At 42.5% G+C, this 19,375-nt stretch carries 19 protein-coding genes; all 19 read right to left on the bottom strand.

Annotated features, from left to right (window positions below):
* The coding region (locus M3200_RS06815) for a S1-like domain-containing RNA-binding protein (protein WP_288178204.1) at nt 1–548 on the bottom strand (548 nt) is incomplete at its 3' end.
* A gap of 33 nt (nt 549–581) precedes the next feature.
* A complete protein-coding gene (rsfS, locus tag M3200_RS06810) occupies nt 582–947 on the bottom strand; it encodes a ribosome silencing factor (protein WP_022382787.1) in 366 nt (121 codons plus the stop codon).
* A gap of 20 nt (nt 948–967) precedes the next feature.
* Nucleotides 968–1,858, bottom strand: coding sequence for an LCP family protein (locus tag M3200_RS06805; RefSeq protein WP_288178203.1), 891 nt, complete (start codon nt 1,856–1,858; stop codon nt 968–970).
* Nucleotides 1,833–2,420, bottom strand: a complete 588-nt coding sequence (gene yqeK / locus M3200_RS06800; RefSeq protein ID WP_022382785.1) for a bis(5'-nucleosyl)-tetraphosphatase (symmetrical) YqeK — start codon at nt 2,418–2,420, stop codon at nt 1,833–1,835. The genes M3200_RS06805 and yqeK overlap by 26 nt, the downstream gene beginning before the upstream one ends.
* A gap of 7 nt (nt 2,421–2,427) precedes the next feature.
* Complete coding sequence (gene nadD, locus M3200_RS06795; protein ID WP_022382784.1) at nt 2,428–3,033, bottom strand: nicotinate-nucleotide adenylyltransferase; 606 nt, start codon at nt 3,031–3,033, stop codon at nt 2,428–2,430.
* 144 nt (nt 3,034–3,177) lie between these two features.
* Nucleotides 3,178–4,356 carry a glutamate 5-kinase gene (gene proB, locus M3200_RS06790; protein WP_353867221.1) on the bottom strand — a complete coding sequence of 393 codons (1,179 nt, stop codon included), beginning with the start codon at nt 4,354–4,356 and terminating at the stop codon, nt 3,178–3,180.
* Complete coding sequence (gene yhbY / locus M3200_RS06785; protein ID WP_022382782.1) at nt 4,307–4,597, bottom strand: ribosome assembly RNA-binding protein YhbY; 291 nt, start codon at nt 4,595–4,597, stop codon at nt 4,307–4,309. Before yhbY ends, proB begins: the two co-directional genes overlap by 50 nt.
* Nucleotides 4,598–4,617: 20 nt before the next feature.
* The gene (obgE, locus tag M3200_RS06780; RefSeq protein WP_022382781.1) at nt 4,618–5,913 is read right to left on the bottom strand and encodes a GTPase ObgE; all 1,296 of its coding nucleotides are present in this window, start codon (nt 5,911–5,913) and stop codon (nt 4,618–4,620) included.
* Nucleotides 5,914–6,116: 203 nt separating this feature from the next.
* Complete coding sequence (locus M3200_RS06775) at nt 6,117–7,268, bottom strand: S41 family peptidase (protein ID WP_022382780.1); 1,152 nt, start codon at nt 7,266–7,268, stop codon at nt 6,117–6,119.
* Entirely contained in the window at nt 7,268–8,434 is a 1,167-nt protein-coding gene (locus tag M3200_RS06770) for a murein hydrolase activator EnvC family protein (RefSeq protein ID WP_022382779.1), read from the bottom strand. Before M3200_RS06770 ends, M3200_RS06775 begins: the two co-directional genes overlap by 1 nt.
* A 3-nt stretch (nt 8,435–8,437) precedes the next feature.
* A complete protein-coding gene (ftsX, locus tag M3200_RS06765) occupies nt 8,438–9,322 on the bottom strand; it encodes a permease-like cell division protein FtsX (RefSeq protein ID WP_022382778.1) in 885 nt (294 codons plus the stop codon).
* Nucleotides 9,315–10,001 carry a cell division ATP-binding protein FtsE gene (ftsE, locus tag M3200_RS06760; RefSeq protein WP_022382777.1) on the bottom strand — a complete coding sequence of 229 codons (687 nt, stop codon included), beginning with the start codon at nt 9,999–10,001 and terminating at the stop codon, nt 9,315–9,317. Before ftsE ends, ftsX begins: the two co-directional genes overlap by 8 nt.
* Nucleotides 10,002–10,010: 9 nt before the next feature.
* Nucleotides 10,011–10,943, bottom strand: a complete 933-nt coding sequence (locus M3200_RS06755; RefSeq protein ID WP_022382776.1) for a transketolase family protein — start codon at nt 10,941–10,943, stop codon at nt 10,011–10,013.
* Nucleotides 10,943–11,776 (bottom strand): transketolase, encoded by an 834-nt coding sequence (locus M3200_RS06750; protein WP_022382775.1) that lies wholly within the window; start codon nt 11,774–11,776, stop codon nt 10,943–10,945. Before M3200_RS06750 ends, M3200_RS06755 begins: the two co-directional genes overlap by 1 nt.
* Complete coding sequence (gene csaB, locus M3200_RS06745) at nt 11,773–12,879, bottom strand: polysaccharide pyruvyl transferase CsaB (protein WP_022382774.1); 1,107 nt, start codon at nt 12,877–12,879, stop codon at nt 11,773–11,775. Before csaB ends, M3200_RS06750 begins: the two co-directional genes overlap by 4 nt.
* On the bottom strand, nt 12,866–14,902 hold the full coding sequence (locus M3200_RS06740) for a DUF5693 family protein (protein ID WP_022382773.1): 2,037 nt from the start codon (nt 14,900–14,902) through the stop codon (nt 12,866–12,868). Before M3200_RS06740 ends, csaB begins: the two co-directional genes overlap by 14 nt.
* Before the next feature lie 12 nt (nt 14,903–14,914).
* A protein-coding gene (prfB, locus tag M3200_RS06735) for a peptide chain release factor 2 (protein WP_288178202.1) occupies nt 14,915–16,028 on the bottom strand; the annotation gives its coding sequence in 2 pieces (ribosomal slippage) (nt 14,915–15,958 and nt 15,960–16,028; 1,113 coding nt in all).
* A 59-nt stretch (nt 16,029–16,087) separates the two neighbouring features.
* A complete protein-coding gene (secA, locus tag M3200_RS06730; protein ID WP_022382771.1) occupies nt 16,088–18,559 on the bottom strand; it encodes a preprotein translocase subunit SecA in 2,472 nt (823 codons plus the stop codon).
* Between the two features lie 150 nt (nt 18,560–18,709).
* A complete protein-coding gene (gene hpf, locus M3200_RS06725; RefSeq protein WP_022382770.1) occupies nt 18,710–19,249 on the bottom strand; it encodes a ribosome hibernation-promoting factor, HPF/YfiA family in 540 nt (179 codons plus the stop codon).
* Nucleotides 19,250–19,375: the final 126 nt, after the last annotated feature.

The raw sequence follows: 19,375 nt of genomic DNA, 5'->3' as shown, positions 1-19,375 counted from the left end.
GATTTATGTAAAAATAAGATATGACGATCTTTGGAGATAAGGAATGCACCTTCCGGAGTCATGTTATATATGGTTCCAGTAATGGAATCGCCCACCTTATACTTAAGACAGGGCAGTGCGATTCTTCTCATTTCATCTTCTACATGCATAGTCACAGCGAGACGGTTAGATTTATCCTTGTATAATTTAACCCAGATATACTGATCCTTTTCCACTCGTCCAATCATGTTCGAGAACGGAAGGAATATCCCGCGTTCCGTACCAACATCGACAAATGCACCGAATCTGGTGGTCAAAAGAACACAGACATAACCTATGCCATCCAGAGGAATCTGCGGAAGATGCATACTTGCCGTCAAACGGTGATGAGGGTCATGGTATAAGAATACCGTAACTTTCTGTCCTACTTCCACCGGGTGAGTCTGCTGATTGTTATGCAGCAGTATGTCATCGCTTGTATTACCGGTTCCAGCTTCCAGAAATGCGCCCATATCTGAAAGACGTACTACTGTAAGTTCTTCAATTGTATTTTCTTTTAAGTTTCCCATTGCCTTCAAATCACTATTCCTCATGGCAATTTATTACTGTGCATCATTTTCTGGCACTTCTGCTTCATGGAATTCTTCAGCTGGTGCATCTTTCCATAAAGTATCGAAATCAAATCTGCGTCTTTCATCATCGATAAAGATATGAACAAGAATATCACCAAAGTCAAGAAGGATCCAGTCGCCTTCGTTGTAGCCTTCTTTTCTTATAGCGATAATTCCTGTTTCCTTAAGTTTTTCTTCGACTTCATCTGCGGCAGCCTGTGTATTTTTCTTATTTCTGGCAGAAGTAAGAACAAAATAATCTGCAATTGTTGTCAATTCACGTACATCCAGTACTTTTGTATTAACACATTTTTTGTTTGCCAATGCATCGCATATTGTTTGTAAAACGTTATTCATCATTATCTCCTTTAATATAATTAACTATCCTGCTCCATGGTCATTGCAATGATCTTCTGAGCCTCCACCGGGTTCATAACCCAGACTTTTTGAGCGTTTTTCGTCTGTGTTTCTCCTGGAAGAATGATAAATTTGAAATCTGAAGATTCATAGCCAGAGACCTTATAGATAATCTTAGCGATTTCAGAAGAAGTTATATCACTATCAACGCTGTCCCAATGGTATCTGGCTTCAACCCAGTTGTATAAGGAGGGATTATTCTGAAGTGAGGCAATATATGCCTTGATCAATCTTTCCTGCCTTTGCAGGCGCCCTATTTCGCCATCCTGAGCATCAATGAAACGTAAATAGCCAAGTGCCTGGTCCCCGTCAAGCTTCTGATATCCCTTGCGTATGTTTATATCCGGCTGGCCGTCCTTGTCAAAATGGCTCATATCCTTTTCAACGTAAAGATTTACACCTTTTTCTGTAGTGCCCAGATTTTCAAAATCAGAAGTATTAAACACCGCGTATTTATCAATCCTGATATGAAGCAGGTTCTCGATCGCACTCTTTGTTTCCTCAGCACCGCCTTCTAAATACGTCTTATTCAGAAGTACACTTTTGCCCTCCGGACGTCCGATCTGAGTGTTTGGCGGTATTGATATAAACGAAACCTTCTTATTCACTTCATTCCATGCGACGAGCAGTATAAGATCTGCATCGGTATTCTCTTTATCATATGTTCCTATAACGAGGTAATAGGAAGGCCCTGCATCCTTTTGACCTAAAATCCTGCCAGGAAATCCAATTTTGCTGAAAGCGGATATGCCCAGAAAAATACAGGCGATGCAAAGCAGGACTGCCAGCAGGATGCGCCCTATTTTAAGTTTTCCTTTTCTCTTTTTATCTGGCCGTATCATTTTCACCATCTATCAAAAGAACCATATCATTCCTGCCGAGGAAAGTTAAATCGTATATATAAGCATCCTGATCAATTAAATGCTTGATTGTTGAGTTGTAAGCAGAGAGAACTGCCTGATTAAGATCCTTCTCTGCAAGCTTCCTGATAGTATCCACCCCGGGGAAATCTCTGGATGGCTCGATATAATCTGCCAGGAAAATAATCTTTTCCAGAAGTGTCATATTTGTGCGGCCTGTCGTATGATAAAAAATTGCACTTTTGATGTCCTTATCATCTATTCCATACTTGGTTTCGCACAAAATACTGCCGACGGGTCCGTGAAGCAGGGCTTTGCTGGACAGTACATATTTATCAAGCCTGAGTGAATGTTCATTGACTATATCATGCATTTCTGAAAGAGATAATTCCTTTGCACAGTCATGAACCCAACCGGCTATGTATGCCTTCTCAGCATTTGCACCATACTTATCGGCCAATGCCCTGGCAGAGTCTGCAACGCCGGCAGAATGACGATATCTTTTCGCGCTGAGTACCTTTTTTAAGTCCTTTTGAATATCTATTAAGTCCATATACCTCTCATGCCTCATAAAGATGATATTTCTTAATATAAGTTAGTACATTGTCAGGTATAAAATATCTGGCTGATTTCTTGTTTGCAATTAATTCTCTTAGTTTCGTAGAGGAAATATCCAGTTCAGGCGTATTTAAAGGATGAATTTTCTTTATTCCGGTTTCGCCAAAGAAACGGATTGATTCCTCTAACTGTATCTCGCTCCCCGGCCGGCTCGCAGCGATAAAGTCACATGAATCAAGGAGTTCCTTATTATATTTCCAATTCGGCAGATCGACTATAGCGTCAGTGCCGCAAATGAAAAAAATCTGGCAGTCATGACTCAATGAAGTCCGCAGCAGCCTGATCGTATCTACCGTATAAGAGGGGCCTTCTCGCTCTCTTTCAATAGGAGAAATATCAAAATGCTCATTTCCTTCTATTGCCTTCTGAACCATGTTGTATCTTAAATGTTTATCTATATGGTGCATGTCTTTGTTAGGCGTATCACCAGATGGGATGAAAAGCACTTTCTCAAGACCGAACTCCTGCCATGCAGCTTCTGCTATGACAAGATGACCGATGTGTATTGGATTGAAAGAGCCGCCGAATATCCCTATGCGTTTAGACATATATACAACACCACTTCCGAAAGTGAAATGAATATCAGCAATGTAATGATTAGTTCTAAAATATGGCGCAGTTCAAATTTTCCCTTTGGGTGCTTCGTGTAATAAAACAAAAGCCATTTTGATTTCGTGAATATACTCATCTTATCATCTCATGATCAGCAAATTGTCTCGATGAATGACTGTTTCATATGGCGGTGCATATCCCAAGAGACTTTCTAATTTTTCTGAATGGCAGCCTTTGATCTTTTCTATATCTGCGTTATTATAGTGCGTTATGCCGCGGGCCAATTCTGTATCGCCGCAATATACGGCAACAGTATCCCCATCAGAAAACTGTCCTTCAACGCTGACTATTCCTACAGGAAGAAGGCTCGATCCCTTTTGGAGGATGGCTTCACTGCATCCCTTATCCACATAAATTCTTCCTTTAACAGCGGTACCGATAATGATATCGCGCTTCTTCAGCTGCGGGTGGACATTTTCAGCATAGAAAAGCGTGCCTAACTGCTCGCCCTCAACCAAACGGTAAAGGATTTCAGGTTCATCACTCTTGGCCACAATCATGTCAATCCCAGAGCGGACACATATTTCAGCAGCCTGCAGCTTCGTATACATTCCGCCTGTACCCCGGGCAGTTCCTGAACCTCCTGCCATGCTGAATAAGCTGCGGGTAAACTCAGGTACTTCATGAACGATCCTAACATTTTCATGTGTACGCGGATCGGCATCATAAAGCCCGTCAATATCAGATAAGATAATCAGCAGATCTGCATCAGATATGCTGGCAACAATCGCCGACAGCGTATCATTGTCACCGATTTTTATCTCATCAGCGGTAACAGCATCATTTTCATTGATGATAGGGATCGCACCAAGCTCAAGAAGTGAAACCAATGTCCCCTTCATATACAGGTATCTGCTGGAATTTACCGCATCGCCCTTGGTAAGAAGCATCTGTGCCACAACCTGGCCATACTCATGAAAAGTATGTTCATAAATATTCATAAGTATTCCCTGGCCGACAGCTGCGGCGGCCTGTTTATATGGCAGGTAATCTGGTTTTTTCTCAAAGCCGAGCTCGGGAAGTCCTACTCCGATGGCACCAGAGGTAACTAAAATAACCTGCAGTCCGCTGTTTTTCAAATCGGATATCTGGCGGGCCAGGTGATCAATAAAACGCAGATTGATCTTGCCGTTATCATAGGTTATTGAACTGGTTCCAACCTTGATCACTATTCTTTTCTTGTTCTTAAGTAAAGACCGATGTTTATTTTCAGGGCAGCTCATAATGTGACTTCTTCTCTTTTTGCTTAAAAAGGACACAGGTCCTTCCAATCACCTGGACAACATCACACTGAAGTTTATCTGCAATATAAGAGGCTGTTTCCTTTATATCTTCATCTGAATTCTGGTTGATTTTAACTTTAATAAATTCACGGGCCAGTAAAGCATCTTCCGCACTCTTTAAGACGCTTTCAGTATTACCTTCTTTGCCAATCTGAAGAACTGCCGGCATTTTAGATGCCAGCGCTTTCAAATATTGTTTTTGTTTGCTGGTAAGCATATTAAGACACTCCTCTAAGACTATTCTTCTGTCTCTTCCTGATTCCTATTGTCAGAGAACGTAAATTCAGTTCCATAAAGGTTGACGGTATCGCCTTCCTGAATGCCATTCTTTTTGAGCAGCTTATCGATGCCCATGAATTTCCATGCACGATCAAAACGTCTCAAAGAAACGTAATCCTCAAAGTTTGTCATGCTTACGAGCTTTTCAATACGCTTCCCTGTTATGTAGAATACGCCATCCTTGACTTCGACAGTGAATTCCTCTTTAGGTTCTTCATAAACAATAACTTTTTCGGATTCCTCATTCTGGACATCTGAAATTTCCTGCAGCAGGTCCCATACGCTTTCAAGCAGCGGGCGGATTCCCTCTCCTGTCAGTGTACTGATTGGGAAGAATTCATAACCTTTCGCTTCGATTTTGCTCCTCAGATCATCAAGCACTTTAGGATCCTGTATCAAATCAATCTTATTGGCTGCAACAATCTGTTTTTTCTGAAGAAGTTTTGGGCTGTACAACGAGAGCTCATTATTGATAATGTTAAAATCATCAAAAGGATCCCTGCCTTCGCTTCCGGCAGCATCCAGAATATGGATCAAAACCTTTGTGCGTTCTACATGACGAAGGAATTCATCCCCAAGACCAACGCCCTGGCTTGCGCCTTCAATAAGGCCCGGAATATCTGCAACAACGAAATTTCTTTCGTCGTCAAGACTTACCACGCCAAGGATCGGGGAAAGTGTAGTAAAGTGATATGCTGCAACTTCCGGCTTGGCAGCGGAAACTTTCCTAAGGAAACTGGACTTGCCGACACTTGGGAATCCCAAAAGACCCACATCTGCTAAAATCTTAAGTTCCAGTCTGATTTCTTTCTGCTCTCCTGGTTCCCCTTTTTCAGCAAATGTAGGGGCACGGACAGCACTTGTTGCAAAATGAGAGTTGCCTCTTCCGCCATGTCCGCCTTTGACAATGACTGCTCTTTGGCCTTCCTGCGTCATATCCGCAAGAAGTTCGCCAGTTTTATTATCATAAATCATTGTTCCCAAAGGAACTTCGACGATGACATCTTCAGCATTTTTGCCAAACATTTCCTTTGCACCGCCATTTTCACCCTTATTGGCTGTAAAGTGCCTGTGACGGCGGAAATTGACGAGAGTATTTAAATCAGGATTTGCAACGACAATGACGGAACCGCCTTTGCCGCCGTCTCCGCCGCTCGGGCCTCCGCGCGGAACATACTTCTCACGACGGAAGGAAACCATTCCGTCGCCGCCGGCACCTGACGTTACTATAATTTTTGCTCTATCGATAAACATATGAAACCTCTTGATTCTTTCAATAAAAACACATAATCATTCAGCTTCTATTATAGCTGATTTGAATATCATCTGTCATGCCTAAATAATTTAATAATAGAAATTTCTGCATGGTAAATTTCAAAATAAAGCAGAGTTTGAAAATCCAGCTTCCTAATATATAAAAACTGCAACGATATAAGAAAATCGCTGCAGTTTTTTTATCATGTATCCTGAAGTTTTTTGACAGCAAACTGTAACACGGAGTCATGTCCGGCATCAAAGGCTTTCCCATCCTGGGAAATCTTTATATCAGGCGTAATTCCGACCTTGTTGATCTTTTTGCCGTCAGCAGTCTTGTATTCGCCGATTGAGATCTTCAAAGCAGCATCCTGATCATTTTCAAAAATGACATCCTGTATGGTTCCCTTGCCAAAAGTAGTTTCACCGATGATAAGCCCTTTATGTCTGGCCTGAACGGCACCAGCCAATATTTCAGAAGCACTGGCACTGTTCCTGTCAACAAGGATTGCCATCGGCATAGGATTTGAAATTCCCTCTATATCATATTGCTTAGGGGCTCCATTTTTAGGAATATAACTTAGAACGAGTCCCTTGCTCAGTATCTGATCAGCAATATCCACAACGGATTCGATGGAACCGCCAGGATTCATACGCAAATCAATGATGAGCTTCTGCATGCCCTTTGATTTCAGATCGGCTAATGCCTGCTTGAATTCAGATGGTGTATTCTTGGCGAAGATGAATATATGAATGTATCCTGTATCAGGGCTTGCCATAGAAGACGAGACGCTGGGGATATTAATATCAGAACGTATAATATCCGAAGAATAGGATTCACTGCCTCTGGTATATCCAATCTTGACAGACGTTCCAGATTCTCCCTGAATTGACTGAGAGATGGCATTCGGTTCCCATCCATCGATGCTCTTTCCATCCACAGATTTCAAGACATCTCCGGATTTCAGTCCGGCTGAGGCAGCAGGGCTATTGGGAATGACATATAATATCACAGGTTCTTTATCAATGGTAAAACCGATAATGATGCCGATACCGTGATATTCTCCGTTTATCCCCTGTATGAAGGAATTCAGCTTTTCACCAGTAAGATATGTTGAATAGGGATCTCCCAGTGATTTCACCATTCCGTTTACAGCGCCTTCAAACAGGACTCTGTCAGATACAGGCTCATAATAATCCGCCTTTACCGTACGGTAATTGCAAAGGAATCCTATAAATGCCTGAGGATCATCCGTAAGCCAGTACAGCACACCTGTAAGAAACACGATGCAGAGTGCCAGGCAAAGAACAATATGAAGCAATACGTTCTTCCAGGACATATGGAACTTAGACATTATAAGTAACCCATCGGGTCAACGGCTGAACCGTTTACCTGCACTTCAAAATGGCAGTGAGGCCCTGTGGAGTTGCCCGTGGAACCGGCAAAGGCAATGACCTGGCCCTTTGAAACGCTCTGACCTTCAGAAACATTCAGCGACTGGTTATGTCCATAAAGTGTCTGCATTCCGTTTCCATGGTCTATGATGACTGCATTCCCGTAACCGCTGATCCAGCCGGCATAAATAACGGTTCCGCTGTCAGCGGCATGAATCGGAGTTCCATAATCGACGCCTATATCAATACCGGAGTGATAGATTGTCGTTCCAAATATCGGATGGACACGGTAGCCATATGGAGAAGTGATTGGACCGTTGCATGGCCAGCTGAGAACACCGCTGCCCTGCGTATAGGATGGCGCTTCACCACCGGACTGCGAGGCAGCCTGTCTGGCAGCTTCCTGCTGGCGGAGTCGTTCCTGAATCAAGTTATGAACCCGCTTAGATTCAGCAATCAAATCTTGTTCCATCTGAGCAGCTGCAGCCTTATTGTCTTTCGCATCATCAAGAACTTTCTGCTGTTCAGCTTTCTTAGCTGCAATCTGACTCTGTGCTTTCTGAGCTTCCTGAGCGAGTGCATCTAATCTTGCCTTATCCTTTTCCAATTGTTCTTCTTTAGCTTCAATCTGGGCTTTCTGATTCTGGATTTCCAATATTAAATTATAATCTGACCTGATGACACGTTTTAAAAGTTCCAGCCGGTTTGCAAAATCACTGAAACTCTTTGCACCAGTTATAACTTCAAGGTAGTTCAGCTGGCCATGCATGTAGATGGAACGGACTCTCTGGTTCAGGACCTTCTGATGCTGGAGCAAATGCTCCTGTGCCTTTCTGATTTCCTCCTGAGTCTGTTTTATCTGAGCATTGATCTGTGCCTGCTGATTCTGAATATCTTTGAGTCTGGCATTTGCAGCATCTAGATCTACCTGGATCGCTCTCAGCTTTACATTTACCTGGTCAATAATCTCCTGCCAATTTGCTTGAGAATTATGTGATTCATCTATCTGACCTTGAATATCCTGTAATTGATCATCAAGATCATCGGCAAAAGTCCCCTGATAAGATGACGCGGCTAAGGTGCAGGCTATGATAATCGATAAAGCAAATTGATTTTTTCTATTCATTAATTACACCTTCATATATTTACGAAGTGAAATTGCACTGCCCAGTATGCCGATAATTATACCAATGGCCAAAATGATCAAGGTGGTATACATCATGAATGGCCAGAGAGGAATGATAGGGATAAATACAAGCCCTGCCCCGGTCATTTCATTGATTGCCAGTTTATAGCCTTCCCATAAGATGAAAGAAGCAATACCGGAACCAATCAGGCCTATAATCATGCCTTCGAAGAGGAATGGCCAGCGGATGAAGCCGTTAGTAGCGCCGACATACTTCATAATCTGAATTTCGCGCCTTCTTGCAAAGACTGTAAGGCGGATGGTATTGGAAATAATAAACAGTTCTGCGCCTGCCAGGAATGCAATAAGAACAACGCCGCTGATTCTTATTACCTGAGCAACTTTATAAAGCTGTTCAATAATATCCTGTCCATACTGCACACTTTCGACACTATTATATTTTGCTACCGTTTGTGCAGCTTCTTTCAGCTGATCCGGAGTGGTAAAAGATGTCTTGTAAGAGGCAGGAAGCGGATTGCCGTTGATTGCATCCAGAAGCCCCTGCTGATCCTTCATCCTTTCGCGGAATTCAGCCATGGCCTGATCCTTGTTTGTGAATGAAATTTCCTTGAGGCCTGGAAGAGTTTTTAACTGTTTGCCAACATCCATTACCTGATTGGTGGTGAGACCATCCTTAAGATATATCGTCATTTCCACCTGATTTTCCAGATAGGACGCCATATGGTTAATATTCAGAACAGCAGCAAGAAATACCCCGAGTATAAACATGGAAAGCGTTACTGTCAGAATGGAAGCCAGAGCCATGAATCTGTTTCTTAAGAGGGACCTAAATGTTTCACCCCAAAAATAAGATAAAGAACTAAACATTTAGATCATAGCCACCTTTCTTCACATCATTGACAATATGGCCCTCCTCGATATTTACAACCCTTTTATGCATAGCATTAACCAGATCTTTATTATGGGTAACCATGATAATAGTTGTTCCCATATGATTGATTTCTGTAAAAAGCTTCATAATTTCTTCGGATGTCTTAGGATCCAGATTGCCCGTCGGTTCGTCGGCGATAAGTAATGTGGGCTGATTAACTAAAGCACGCGCAATAGCAACTCTCTGCTGTTCACCACCGGATAATTTGCTCGGAAGCTCTTTTTCCTTTCCACGAAGTCCTACAAGATCGAGAACTTTATTGACTCTTTCCTTGATGTCTTTCGATTTTGCACCAGTAACCCTCAGTACAAAAGCTATATTTTCAAAAACTGTTTTTTCAGACAGCAGCCTGAAATCCTGGAATACAATTCCAAGACTTCTTCTGTAATAAGGTACTTTGCTGGGTTTGAGCTTATTGATCTTGATGTTATTTACAATGACAGAACCGGTTTCAGGAACCAGTTCATGTGTGAGTATCTTAACAAAGGTTGACTTCCCCGCTCCGCTGGGGCCTACGATAAAGACAAACTCTCCTTTGTCGATATGTATATTTATATTGCTTAAAGCAGTATGTCTGGCATCATAATTTAATGACACATGATCAAAAGTAATCATTAAAAATCCTCACTTCCTAGTGATAAGTTTTACTGCCTCTTCTACAATATGTTCTGAAGTCAGATTGTATTTCTTTAATAAATCTTCTGCTTTGCCAGATTCGCCAAATGTGTCATTCGTACCAATCATAGACATGGGAACCGGTTTATTCAGGCAGAGAACTTCAGCGACAGCTCCGCCTAAACCGCCTTTGACGGTGTGTTCTTCACATGTAAGAATCGCACCTGTTTCAGAAGCAGCTTTGTTAATGGCAGCTTCATCAATCGGTTTAATAGAGCTCATGTTAAGAACTCTGGCAGAAATTCCCTGTTTTGCCAATTCATCAGAGGCCTGTACTGCTTTTTCGACCATGATTCCGCAGGCGATGATCGTCAAATCACTGCCCTCTCTTAAAGTGGTGCAGCATCCTGGCGTAAAGACATGGCCCTCCGGCGTGATGTCTTCGCATTTTGCACGACCCATTCTGATATAAACAGGACCATGATAGGAAGCTGCCCAGCAAACTGCAGCTTTTGTTTCCTCGCCATCTGCAGGAACAATTACAGTCATATTAGGCAATGCTCTCATCAGAGAAATATCCTCGAGCATCTGATGGGTAGCACCATCTTCACCAACAGTCAGACCTGAATGTGTTACGGCAATTTTAACGTTTAATTTAGGATAGCAGATAGAGTTTCTAATCTGTTCATAGGCTCTGCCAGCCCCGAAAACTGCAAATGTGGATGCAAACGGAATTTTTCCTGCAGCAGCTAAGCCTGCGGCTACACCCATCATATTTGCTTCGGCAATACCGGTATTGAAAAAACGATCAGGGTAGGCTTTAGCAAATACCTGTGTTTTTGTTGATGAGGATAAATCAGCATCTAATACGACAATGTCCGGATTTTCTCCACCTAATTCTTTTAAAACTTCACCATAAGCGTCACGCGTAGCTTTACCCATTATTCTGCCTCCAGAACTTTAATAAATCTTTCACATTCCTCTTCTGACGGTGCTTTGCCATGCCAGCCAACCTGATTTTCAATTTCAGGGATTCCCTTGCCCTTGACAGTCTTCATGATTATCATTGTCGGCTTGCCCTTTGTGGCTTTTGCTTTTTCAATAGCATCATGAAGTTCAGCCATATCATGTCCATTGACTGATAAAACATTCCATCCAAAAGCTTTGAATTTATCAGCAATAGGCAGCGGAGACATGACCTTTGTAATAGGTCCGTCAATCTGCAGGCCGTTGTTATCAACGAATGCAGTCAGATTATCCAGTTTGTAATTTCCTGCATACATTGCAGCTTCCCAGACCTGGCCTTCTTCTAATTCTCCATCGCCGAGAACTGCATAAACTCTCCAGGATGCTTTATCTATTTTTGCACAGAGAGCCATGCCGCATGCAGCACTGATTCCCTGGCCTAAAGAACCTGTTGTCATATCCACACCCGGGATATGTTTCATGTCCGGATGCCCCTGAAGGATATGACCAGCCTGTCTTAAATGAGACAATTCTTCCTTCGGGAAATATCCTTTATCAGCCAGGACAGCGTACAGAGCCGGAGCTGCATGACCCTTGGAGAGGACAAATCTGTCTCTTTCCTTATCCTGAGGCTGGGCTAGATTCACTTTCATTTCTTTAAAGAATAATAAAGTCAGCAGATCGATGACAGATAAGGAGCCTCCTGTATGTCCCGAATTTGCTTTAGTTATCATTTTTATAATATCAATACGCAAATTTTTAGCCTTGTTCTTCAGGCCCTGAATTTCACTTTCACTCAGATGACTCATCTGGTTTCCTCCTTTGTTTCAACAAAGCGTCTCAGAATATTAGCATTTTCACCTGCATAATGTTGAAGATCTTGAACAGAATCCCATACCTTAGGAGGCATTCCGTGTTCAAGGATGTGACATGTCTTATTATACAACTTTTCTGCATCCAGATGTTGCACAGAAGCACCCGGTTCAAGACCAATCAAACTCAAAAAGTTATCTATTTTAGGGTCATAGGAAATCCCTATAAAAGGAACCCTCATCAGTGCAGAAAAGATCAAGGCATGCAGTCTCATTCCAACAATCAGATTACAATTGCCGATAATAGAAATTAATTCGTCCAGAGTATATCCGCCCTGCAGACGGAAAATATTTTCCTTAGCAAGATTTCCTGCTATTTCTTCGGAAGCCACTCTGTCATCAGGTGACTGCATCGGTATAAAGACAACAGCATAATCTTTCAACGAAGCAATCTTATTAATGTAGGAAATCAAATCATTTGTCCAGGAATACTTTTTCTCCCAGCGTCTGATGGCAACGCCAATGATTTTCTTATCGGCGGGAATCCCTTCTGCATCAAGAATTGCTCTTCCAGGTTCCAGCTTCGGGGGATGCAGTGAAAGGACGGCATCTGCCGTTGTATATATCCTGCGTTTGACACCCAGTCTTTCAAGAAAACCTTTTGATTCCTTATCCCTGACCGTTATAACATCCACATGGTTAAGGACATGTTTCAGTACAATTCTGATTACACGGTATCTGACCGGTCCTATCCCCTGTGAATAAAGGAAGACCCGTTTCCTGAATAAAACGCCCAGCGTAATGATAGATAAATAATAAATCATGCTTTTCCAGCTGGTCACATCCTGCAGGAGGCTTCCGCCTCCGCTTATGATGAGATCAGAACGGAATATACTTTTTATGATAGGAAGCATGCCGAAGCGCGGAATTGCCTTAACATCAAAAATCCAGGATGTCTTGGCTGGAGAACCAGAAATAACAGTAATCTCCGGAGTATCAAAAGTACTTCTAAGTGACTGTATTATGGCTGACAGCATGGCTTCGTCACCGGCGTTATTAAAACCATAATAGCCAGAGATTACGATTTTATAATTTGCCATATCGTTCTCCAAAAAACTTAGTAATTCGTGCCAGAATCATTACACCCAAAAGTGCTGCAACCATGGACAGCGTACCAGCGGCCAGACCATCCAGTCCTCTGATAAAGCTCAGGATAAAGGGGCTGCGCATATGCGCGAAGGTTTCGACCATGGATCCCTGCCCTATCGTTACCGCAAGAATTAAGAGATAATGCAGGATCTGCGGCCATTTCCTATATAATGCAGCCAAAGACAGCAGGATGGCGGGGTGTCCGAACAAGAACTCTTTTTCTCTTGGACGGGCATACATGGTATCTTCCAGGAAACGTCTTAAGGCAATTTCAAAAGCAGGTATAGGAGCCCCGTTATTACCGCTGCGGCCTATAAAGACATACCCGACAATTGCAAGAATCCCAAGCCCGGCCAATAATCCCAGCTTTATCTGTACAGAGCAGAATTTCTTGACAAACTGAACGAAATCTCTGTCTGATGCAACTACATGTCCGAAGAAAGGGAATTTTTGAATATAGATAATGGATACCAGGATAATCGGGAGCAAAAAGGTTACTTTTACACCCCTGAAAATCTGCATCTCCAGCAAGAATCTGATGTCCCCGAGAAGGCCGCTGATAAACAGGGCGCCGATAAGGGAAAGAATTCCTGCAATCCACAGAATAGCGACGGATTCCACGAAGAGTCTGCCCCAGCCGATTTCGGAGAAAGCTTTGTTCTTCTGCTTGATGCAATATTCAAGGAATAAAGACACAACAACTACCGGAGTGCAGACGGCACATCCAAGGGCAAGCATCTGCAAAGGCAGGACGGAATGCGTCAGCCAGAATAAGCCCTGTGTAAGTAGGAGCACAGCGATTTCAATCACATATCCGAATTTAAATGCGGCAGGGAATATCAGAACAAATGCAAGTGCGCATAATGATGCAGCACCTGCCATAGCAATAGCGCGTGCTATGGAATTAGGGAAATATGGTTCCATGATGGAAGCCTTCCCTACCGAGAAACCATGTTCTTCAAGCCTCTGCTTGACATCAGAAATATATCCTGCATTCGTCTCAGACAAGGTCTTGCCATCAGCAGCAAACTTGTAAGACGGGAAAAGATTCATCCTTATATTTCGTTCAATATCAGAAATATAGAATCTGGATGCAGCTTCATCCGGACTGATTTTAATCAGTTCATCTTTTGACATGGCATACAGACGGACGACATCATAGTCCATATATCTTGCAAGATCCAAAATACCATCCTGGCGTTCAAAGCCGAGCTGATTCTGAGCCTCTATAAGAACAACGGGGATTTTAAGTTTCTGGAGCCCGCCGGCAAGATATTTAAGCTGGCTTTTATATCCCAACGCTTCCTTTCCCTGGAATATAACAGCACTCACTTTATCCGAAGACGATACAGCATCCAAGAACAGCTGAACATCATCTTGTGTTACATGCGGGATATTGGATGGTCTTACTACTACATAGAATCCTTTTGCAGCCGCATTTTTGATGGATTGCTTGAATATGCCAAGAGGCATCGTCATAAATTTATCATATGCTCCGTTCACTTCAAGTGTATCGGTGCCTGCAATTTGATGTTCTTCTAAGTCTTCAGGACGAAGAAGTGCATTCAGGTGCTCTTTTACTTCGCCGAAATATTCGGCGCTGTTATCTTCTGAACCCTGCTGAATGTAAATCTTATCTTTATCGATCCTGCCTGCTTCAGAAGGATTTCTAAAAGCAAAATCAGAACCACGGTAAACCTTCAAATAGTTATGATTAACCAATTTTTCCGGAGTTTCATCATACACTGCCAGAGAGGTTATCCCACTTTGCTTATAAAGCGAAAAAAGCTCATCTGGTGTTTTTTTCTCCACAGATGCGCTGTCGATAATATTATTGTAATCATAAACCATTTCTACGGTTCTTGCAGCAGTTTCTACATGATTACGCTGCAGGGAGATCATCCCTGCAGCAATTGCACCAATGCATATTAAAACTGTTAAAACCTTAACAAAACCACTATGCATAGCTTTCATTATTTCCACCTTTTACTGTGCCTTGGAGTTGAACTTGTTCATCTTCAGGTAACCTTCGATAAATGGATTCAGATCTCCGTCCATGACACCCTGGATATTGCCTGTTTCTACACCAGTCCTGTTATCTTTTACCAGTGTGTACGGCTGGAAAACATAGGAACGAATCTGGCTGCCCCATTCAATCGACTGCTGCTCGCCTTCAATTTCCTTTGTCATGTTTTCACGTTTTTTCAATTCTAGTTCATAAAGCTTTGCGCGAAGGAGTCTTAAGCACTGCTCTTTATTCTGGAACTGTGAACGTTCGTTTTGGCAGGCTGCCACAATCCCGGTAGGGATATGTGTCATACGGACAGCTGAACTTGTTTTATTAATGTGCTGTCCGCCTGCACCGCTTGAACGATAGTAATCGACCCTGACATCAGCCATATTCAGGTCCACCTGGACATCATCGCTGATTTCCGGCATTACATCAACAGCAGAGAATGAAGTATGGCGGCGTTTGGCAGCGTCAAACGGAGATATTCTGACAAGTCTATGAACGCCTTTTTCGGATTTCAGGAAACCGTAAGCATACTCTCCCTTGACCATGTATTCCGCACTCTTTATACCAGCTTCATCGCCTGGGAGCATATTGAGTTCTTCTATCGTAAAGCCTTCTGATTCAGCCCATTTGATATACATTCTTATGAGCATCTCTGTCCAGTCCTGAGCTTCCGTACCGCCGGCACCGGCATGGAACGTGATAATGGCATTATTCTTGTCATACTGGCCGCTCAGAAGAAGTTCTATTTCCTTTTTATCAAGGATTGCCTTGACCTCGGCTAATTCTTCTGCAATTTCAGGCTCCATTTCCTGGTCATCTTCTTCGATTGCCAGGTCAAGGATATCCTTCAAGCTTTCTGCACGCTGAAACAGATTTGTATATGTTTCATAAGCATCCTTTGCTTCTGTCGCCTTCTGGGAAATTTCTCTGGCCTTGTCAGCATCATTCCAGAATGTCGGATCGCTCATCTGGACGTCATAACTCTTGATTCGTTCTTTCAGTCTGGGTAAGTCAAAGTGAATCCCTTATTTCTCTCTCATGACTCAGTAAATCAGTTAGTGTTTTCTTTAAATCTTCTAACATCTGATATATCATCTCTCTCTCTTTATTCAATGCTTGGTATTCTTTATATGTGAAGTGACTTAATTCTTGCTGGCATTTTCATTGTCTGTATAGGATGAATCTTCATTGACATAATGAGGTGTTGCATCTTTCAAATGGTCATCCTGTTCTACAGCTTCAGCCGGAGGCTCTTCAGCAAATCTGATCTGAATGTGATACAGATAGAGAATGATTGTCTCCATCATAGCCTGCTGCATTTCCTCAAAGATATCATAAGCTTCAACTTTGTATTCTACGATCGGATTTCTTTGACCATAGGAACGCAGGCCGATGCCTTCCTTGAGCATGTCCATATCATCGAGATGTTCCATCCATTTGGAATCGACAACTTTAAGCATGACAGCCTTTTCGAGTTCTCTCATCATAGGAGATCCAATGGATTTTTCTCTGGAGTCATATGTTTCATGAGCGCATGTTTTCAGTTTGTCTTCTACTTCTTCACGGCTCATTTCTTCAAGCTGTTCTACCGTAAGTTCACCCGGTGAGAGGAAGTACTTTTCACTATACTTCAGAAGGCCGGCAAAATCCCATTCTTCCGGATATAATTTGGGATCAGCGTAAATTTCCATTCCTTTTTCAATGATTGTGTCGACCATGTTCAGGATCTGGTCCTTCATGTTTTCGCCCTCAAGGATTCTTCTTCTCTGTTCATAGACGACCTTACGCTGCTGGTTCATGACATCGTCGTATTCGAGAACGTACTTACGTATATCAAAGTTACGAGCTTCTACACGTTTCTGGGCCTTCTGGATAGCATTTGAAACCATCTTGCTGTTGATCGGTTCATCATCATCAAGGCCCATCTTTTCCATGAATTTCTTTATATTATCGCCACCGAAGATTCTTAGAAGATCATCTTCCAGCGAAAGGAAGAACTGGCTTGAACCCGGATCGCCCTGTCTGCCGGCACGTCCGCGAAGCTGATTATCAATTCTTCGGCTTTCATGACGTTCAGTACCAATAATCGCAAGTCCGCCAAGTTCAGCAACACCTTCGCCAAGCTGGATATCCGTACCACGGCCTGCCATATTCGTTGCGATGGTAACCTGCCCCTTCTGGCCTGCCTGAGCGACAATCATTGCTTCACGTTCATGATATTTAGCATTCAGTACACTGTGGACAATGCCTGCCTGGGTCAAAAGATGTGAGAGTTCTTCGGACTGTTCGATCGACGTTGTACCAATAAGCATTGGCTGCCCGGTCTGATGTCTGCGCTGAACTTCCTTGACAACCGCTCTGTACTTCCCTGCTTTTGTCTTGAAGACAACATCGGGGAGATCCTTACGCAGTATCGGTTTATTGGTTGGAACCTGAAGTACAGGAAGTCCGTAAATCTTGATAAATTCCTGTTCTTCCGTTTTTGCAGTACCGGTCATACCGGCGAGCTTAGCATACATTCTGAAGTAGTTCTGGAAGGTGATTGTTGCCAGAGTCTGGCTTTCACGCTGTACTTCCAGTCCCTCTTTTGCTTCAATAGCCTGATGGAGGCCATCAGAGTAACGACGGCCATACATCAGTCGGCCGGTAAATTCATCAACAATAACTACTTCGCCATCCTTGACGACATAGTCACGGTCTCTTTCCATCATGGCCTGCGCACGCAGGGCCTGAACGAAGAGATGGTTTAATTCCAGATTTTCTGCGTCATAAAGATTATCTACATGAAGCAGTTTTTCCATCTTTGCAACACCGGCTTCAGTCGGTGCAACAGTTTTCTGCTTTTCATCAATTGTGTAATCTTCATCCTTCTTCAGCTGCGGGACAAGTTTTGCCATTACGTAGTAATTATCCGTAGATTTCTGTCCCGGTCCGGAAATGATCAATGGTGTACGTGCTTCATCAATCAGAATGGAGTCGACTTCATCGATCAGGCAGAAATGCAGCGGACGCTGTATCATCTGATCCAATGATGTGACCATATTATCTCTAAGATAATCAAAGCCAAATTCATTGTTTGTCCCGTAGGTAATATCTGAGTTGTAGGCAATCTTTCTCTGGTTGAAATCAAGATCATGTACAATCAGTCCTACAGTAAGTCCTAAGAATTTATAAACCTGGCCCATCCATTCACTATCACGCTTAGCAAGATAATCGTTGACAGTGATGACGTGTACGCCCTTGCCTTCCAGAGCGTTCAAATATACCGGAGCAGTTGCAACCAAGGTCTTGCCTTCGCCGGTGCACATTTCAGCAATATTTCCCTTGTGGAGGATAATACCGCCAATCAGCTGCACATCAAAGTGACGCATGCCAAGTACACGGCGGGATGCTTCTCGTATTACAGCAAAAGCTTCCGGCAGGATATCCTCAAGAGTTTCCCCTTTCGCCAGTCTTGCCTTAAATTCATTTGTTTTGTTTGCCAACGAGGAATCGCTAAGTTTCTTCATTGAACCTTCAAGAGGATTTATTTCCTGTTCAACGATCTTGCGGATCTTTTTGATCTCTTTCTCATTTGAACCATTGAACAACCTGTCAAAAAACTTATCAAACATCGAAGCAGCTCCTTATTTAAATTGATTCAAGAATCTAATCCTTCCAGCATATCTATTCATCTGTACATCTTGTTTATTTTATCAAAATACCCCCATATAGTCAAAAGGGAGCGGAATATTCCGCTCCCTTTTTCATTAATCTCTACTAATTTATTTGTTAGCGTCAATCAGACCATACTTGCCGTCATCTCTGCGATAAACGACAGCCATTCCTTCGGTCTCGGAATTGAAGAACATGAAGAAACTATGTCCTAAAAGATTCATCTGAAGAATTGCTTCTTCCGGAGACATTGGGGTAATGTTGAAATGTTTGGTCTTAACAATTTCAAAAGCAGATTCAGATACAGGCTGTACAGCTTCTTCTTCCTGCATGAACTGTTTGCTGAGCGTGTTTCTTTCTTTGAATTTCTTTGCCAGGCGTGTCTTATATTTATGAATCTGTCTTTCAACTTTGTCAAAAACAAGGTCGATCGATTTGTACATATCGTCAGACTTTTCAACACCACGAAGAATTACGCCATCAACAAACACTGTCACTTCACAAGTTTTCGTCATATTGGAAATGCGAAGTAAAACATTGATCTTAATGGGTTTATCAAAGTACCTCTGAATCTTTCCCGTATGCTTTTCTACATAAGTATGTAAAGCATCGGTGATCTCAAGATTTTTGCCTCTTACTGTTAACTCCATAATAAGATCCCCCTTTCCTTAATAAGCTGAATTGCTTATCCTTATGTATTTATTATACGATATTTATAATTTTTTTCAAATCAAAATTATTTAGGCGGATTGTATAATTAAGTTGAACACTTAAAA

The sequence above is a fragment of the Dialister sp. CAG:357 genome (assembly GCF_000435155.1).
GTDB classification, from domain to species: domain Bacteria; phylum Bacillota; class Negativicutes; order Veillonellales; family Dialisteraceae; genus Dialister; species Dialister hominis.
Note: the sequence above shows the minus strand (reverse complement) of the source record. Positions and strands in the feature narration are given on the sequence as shown.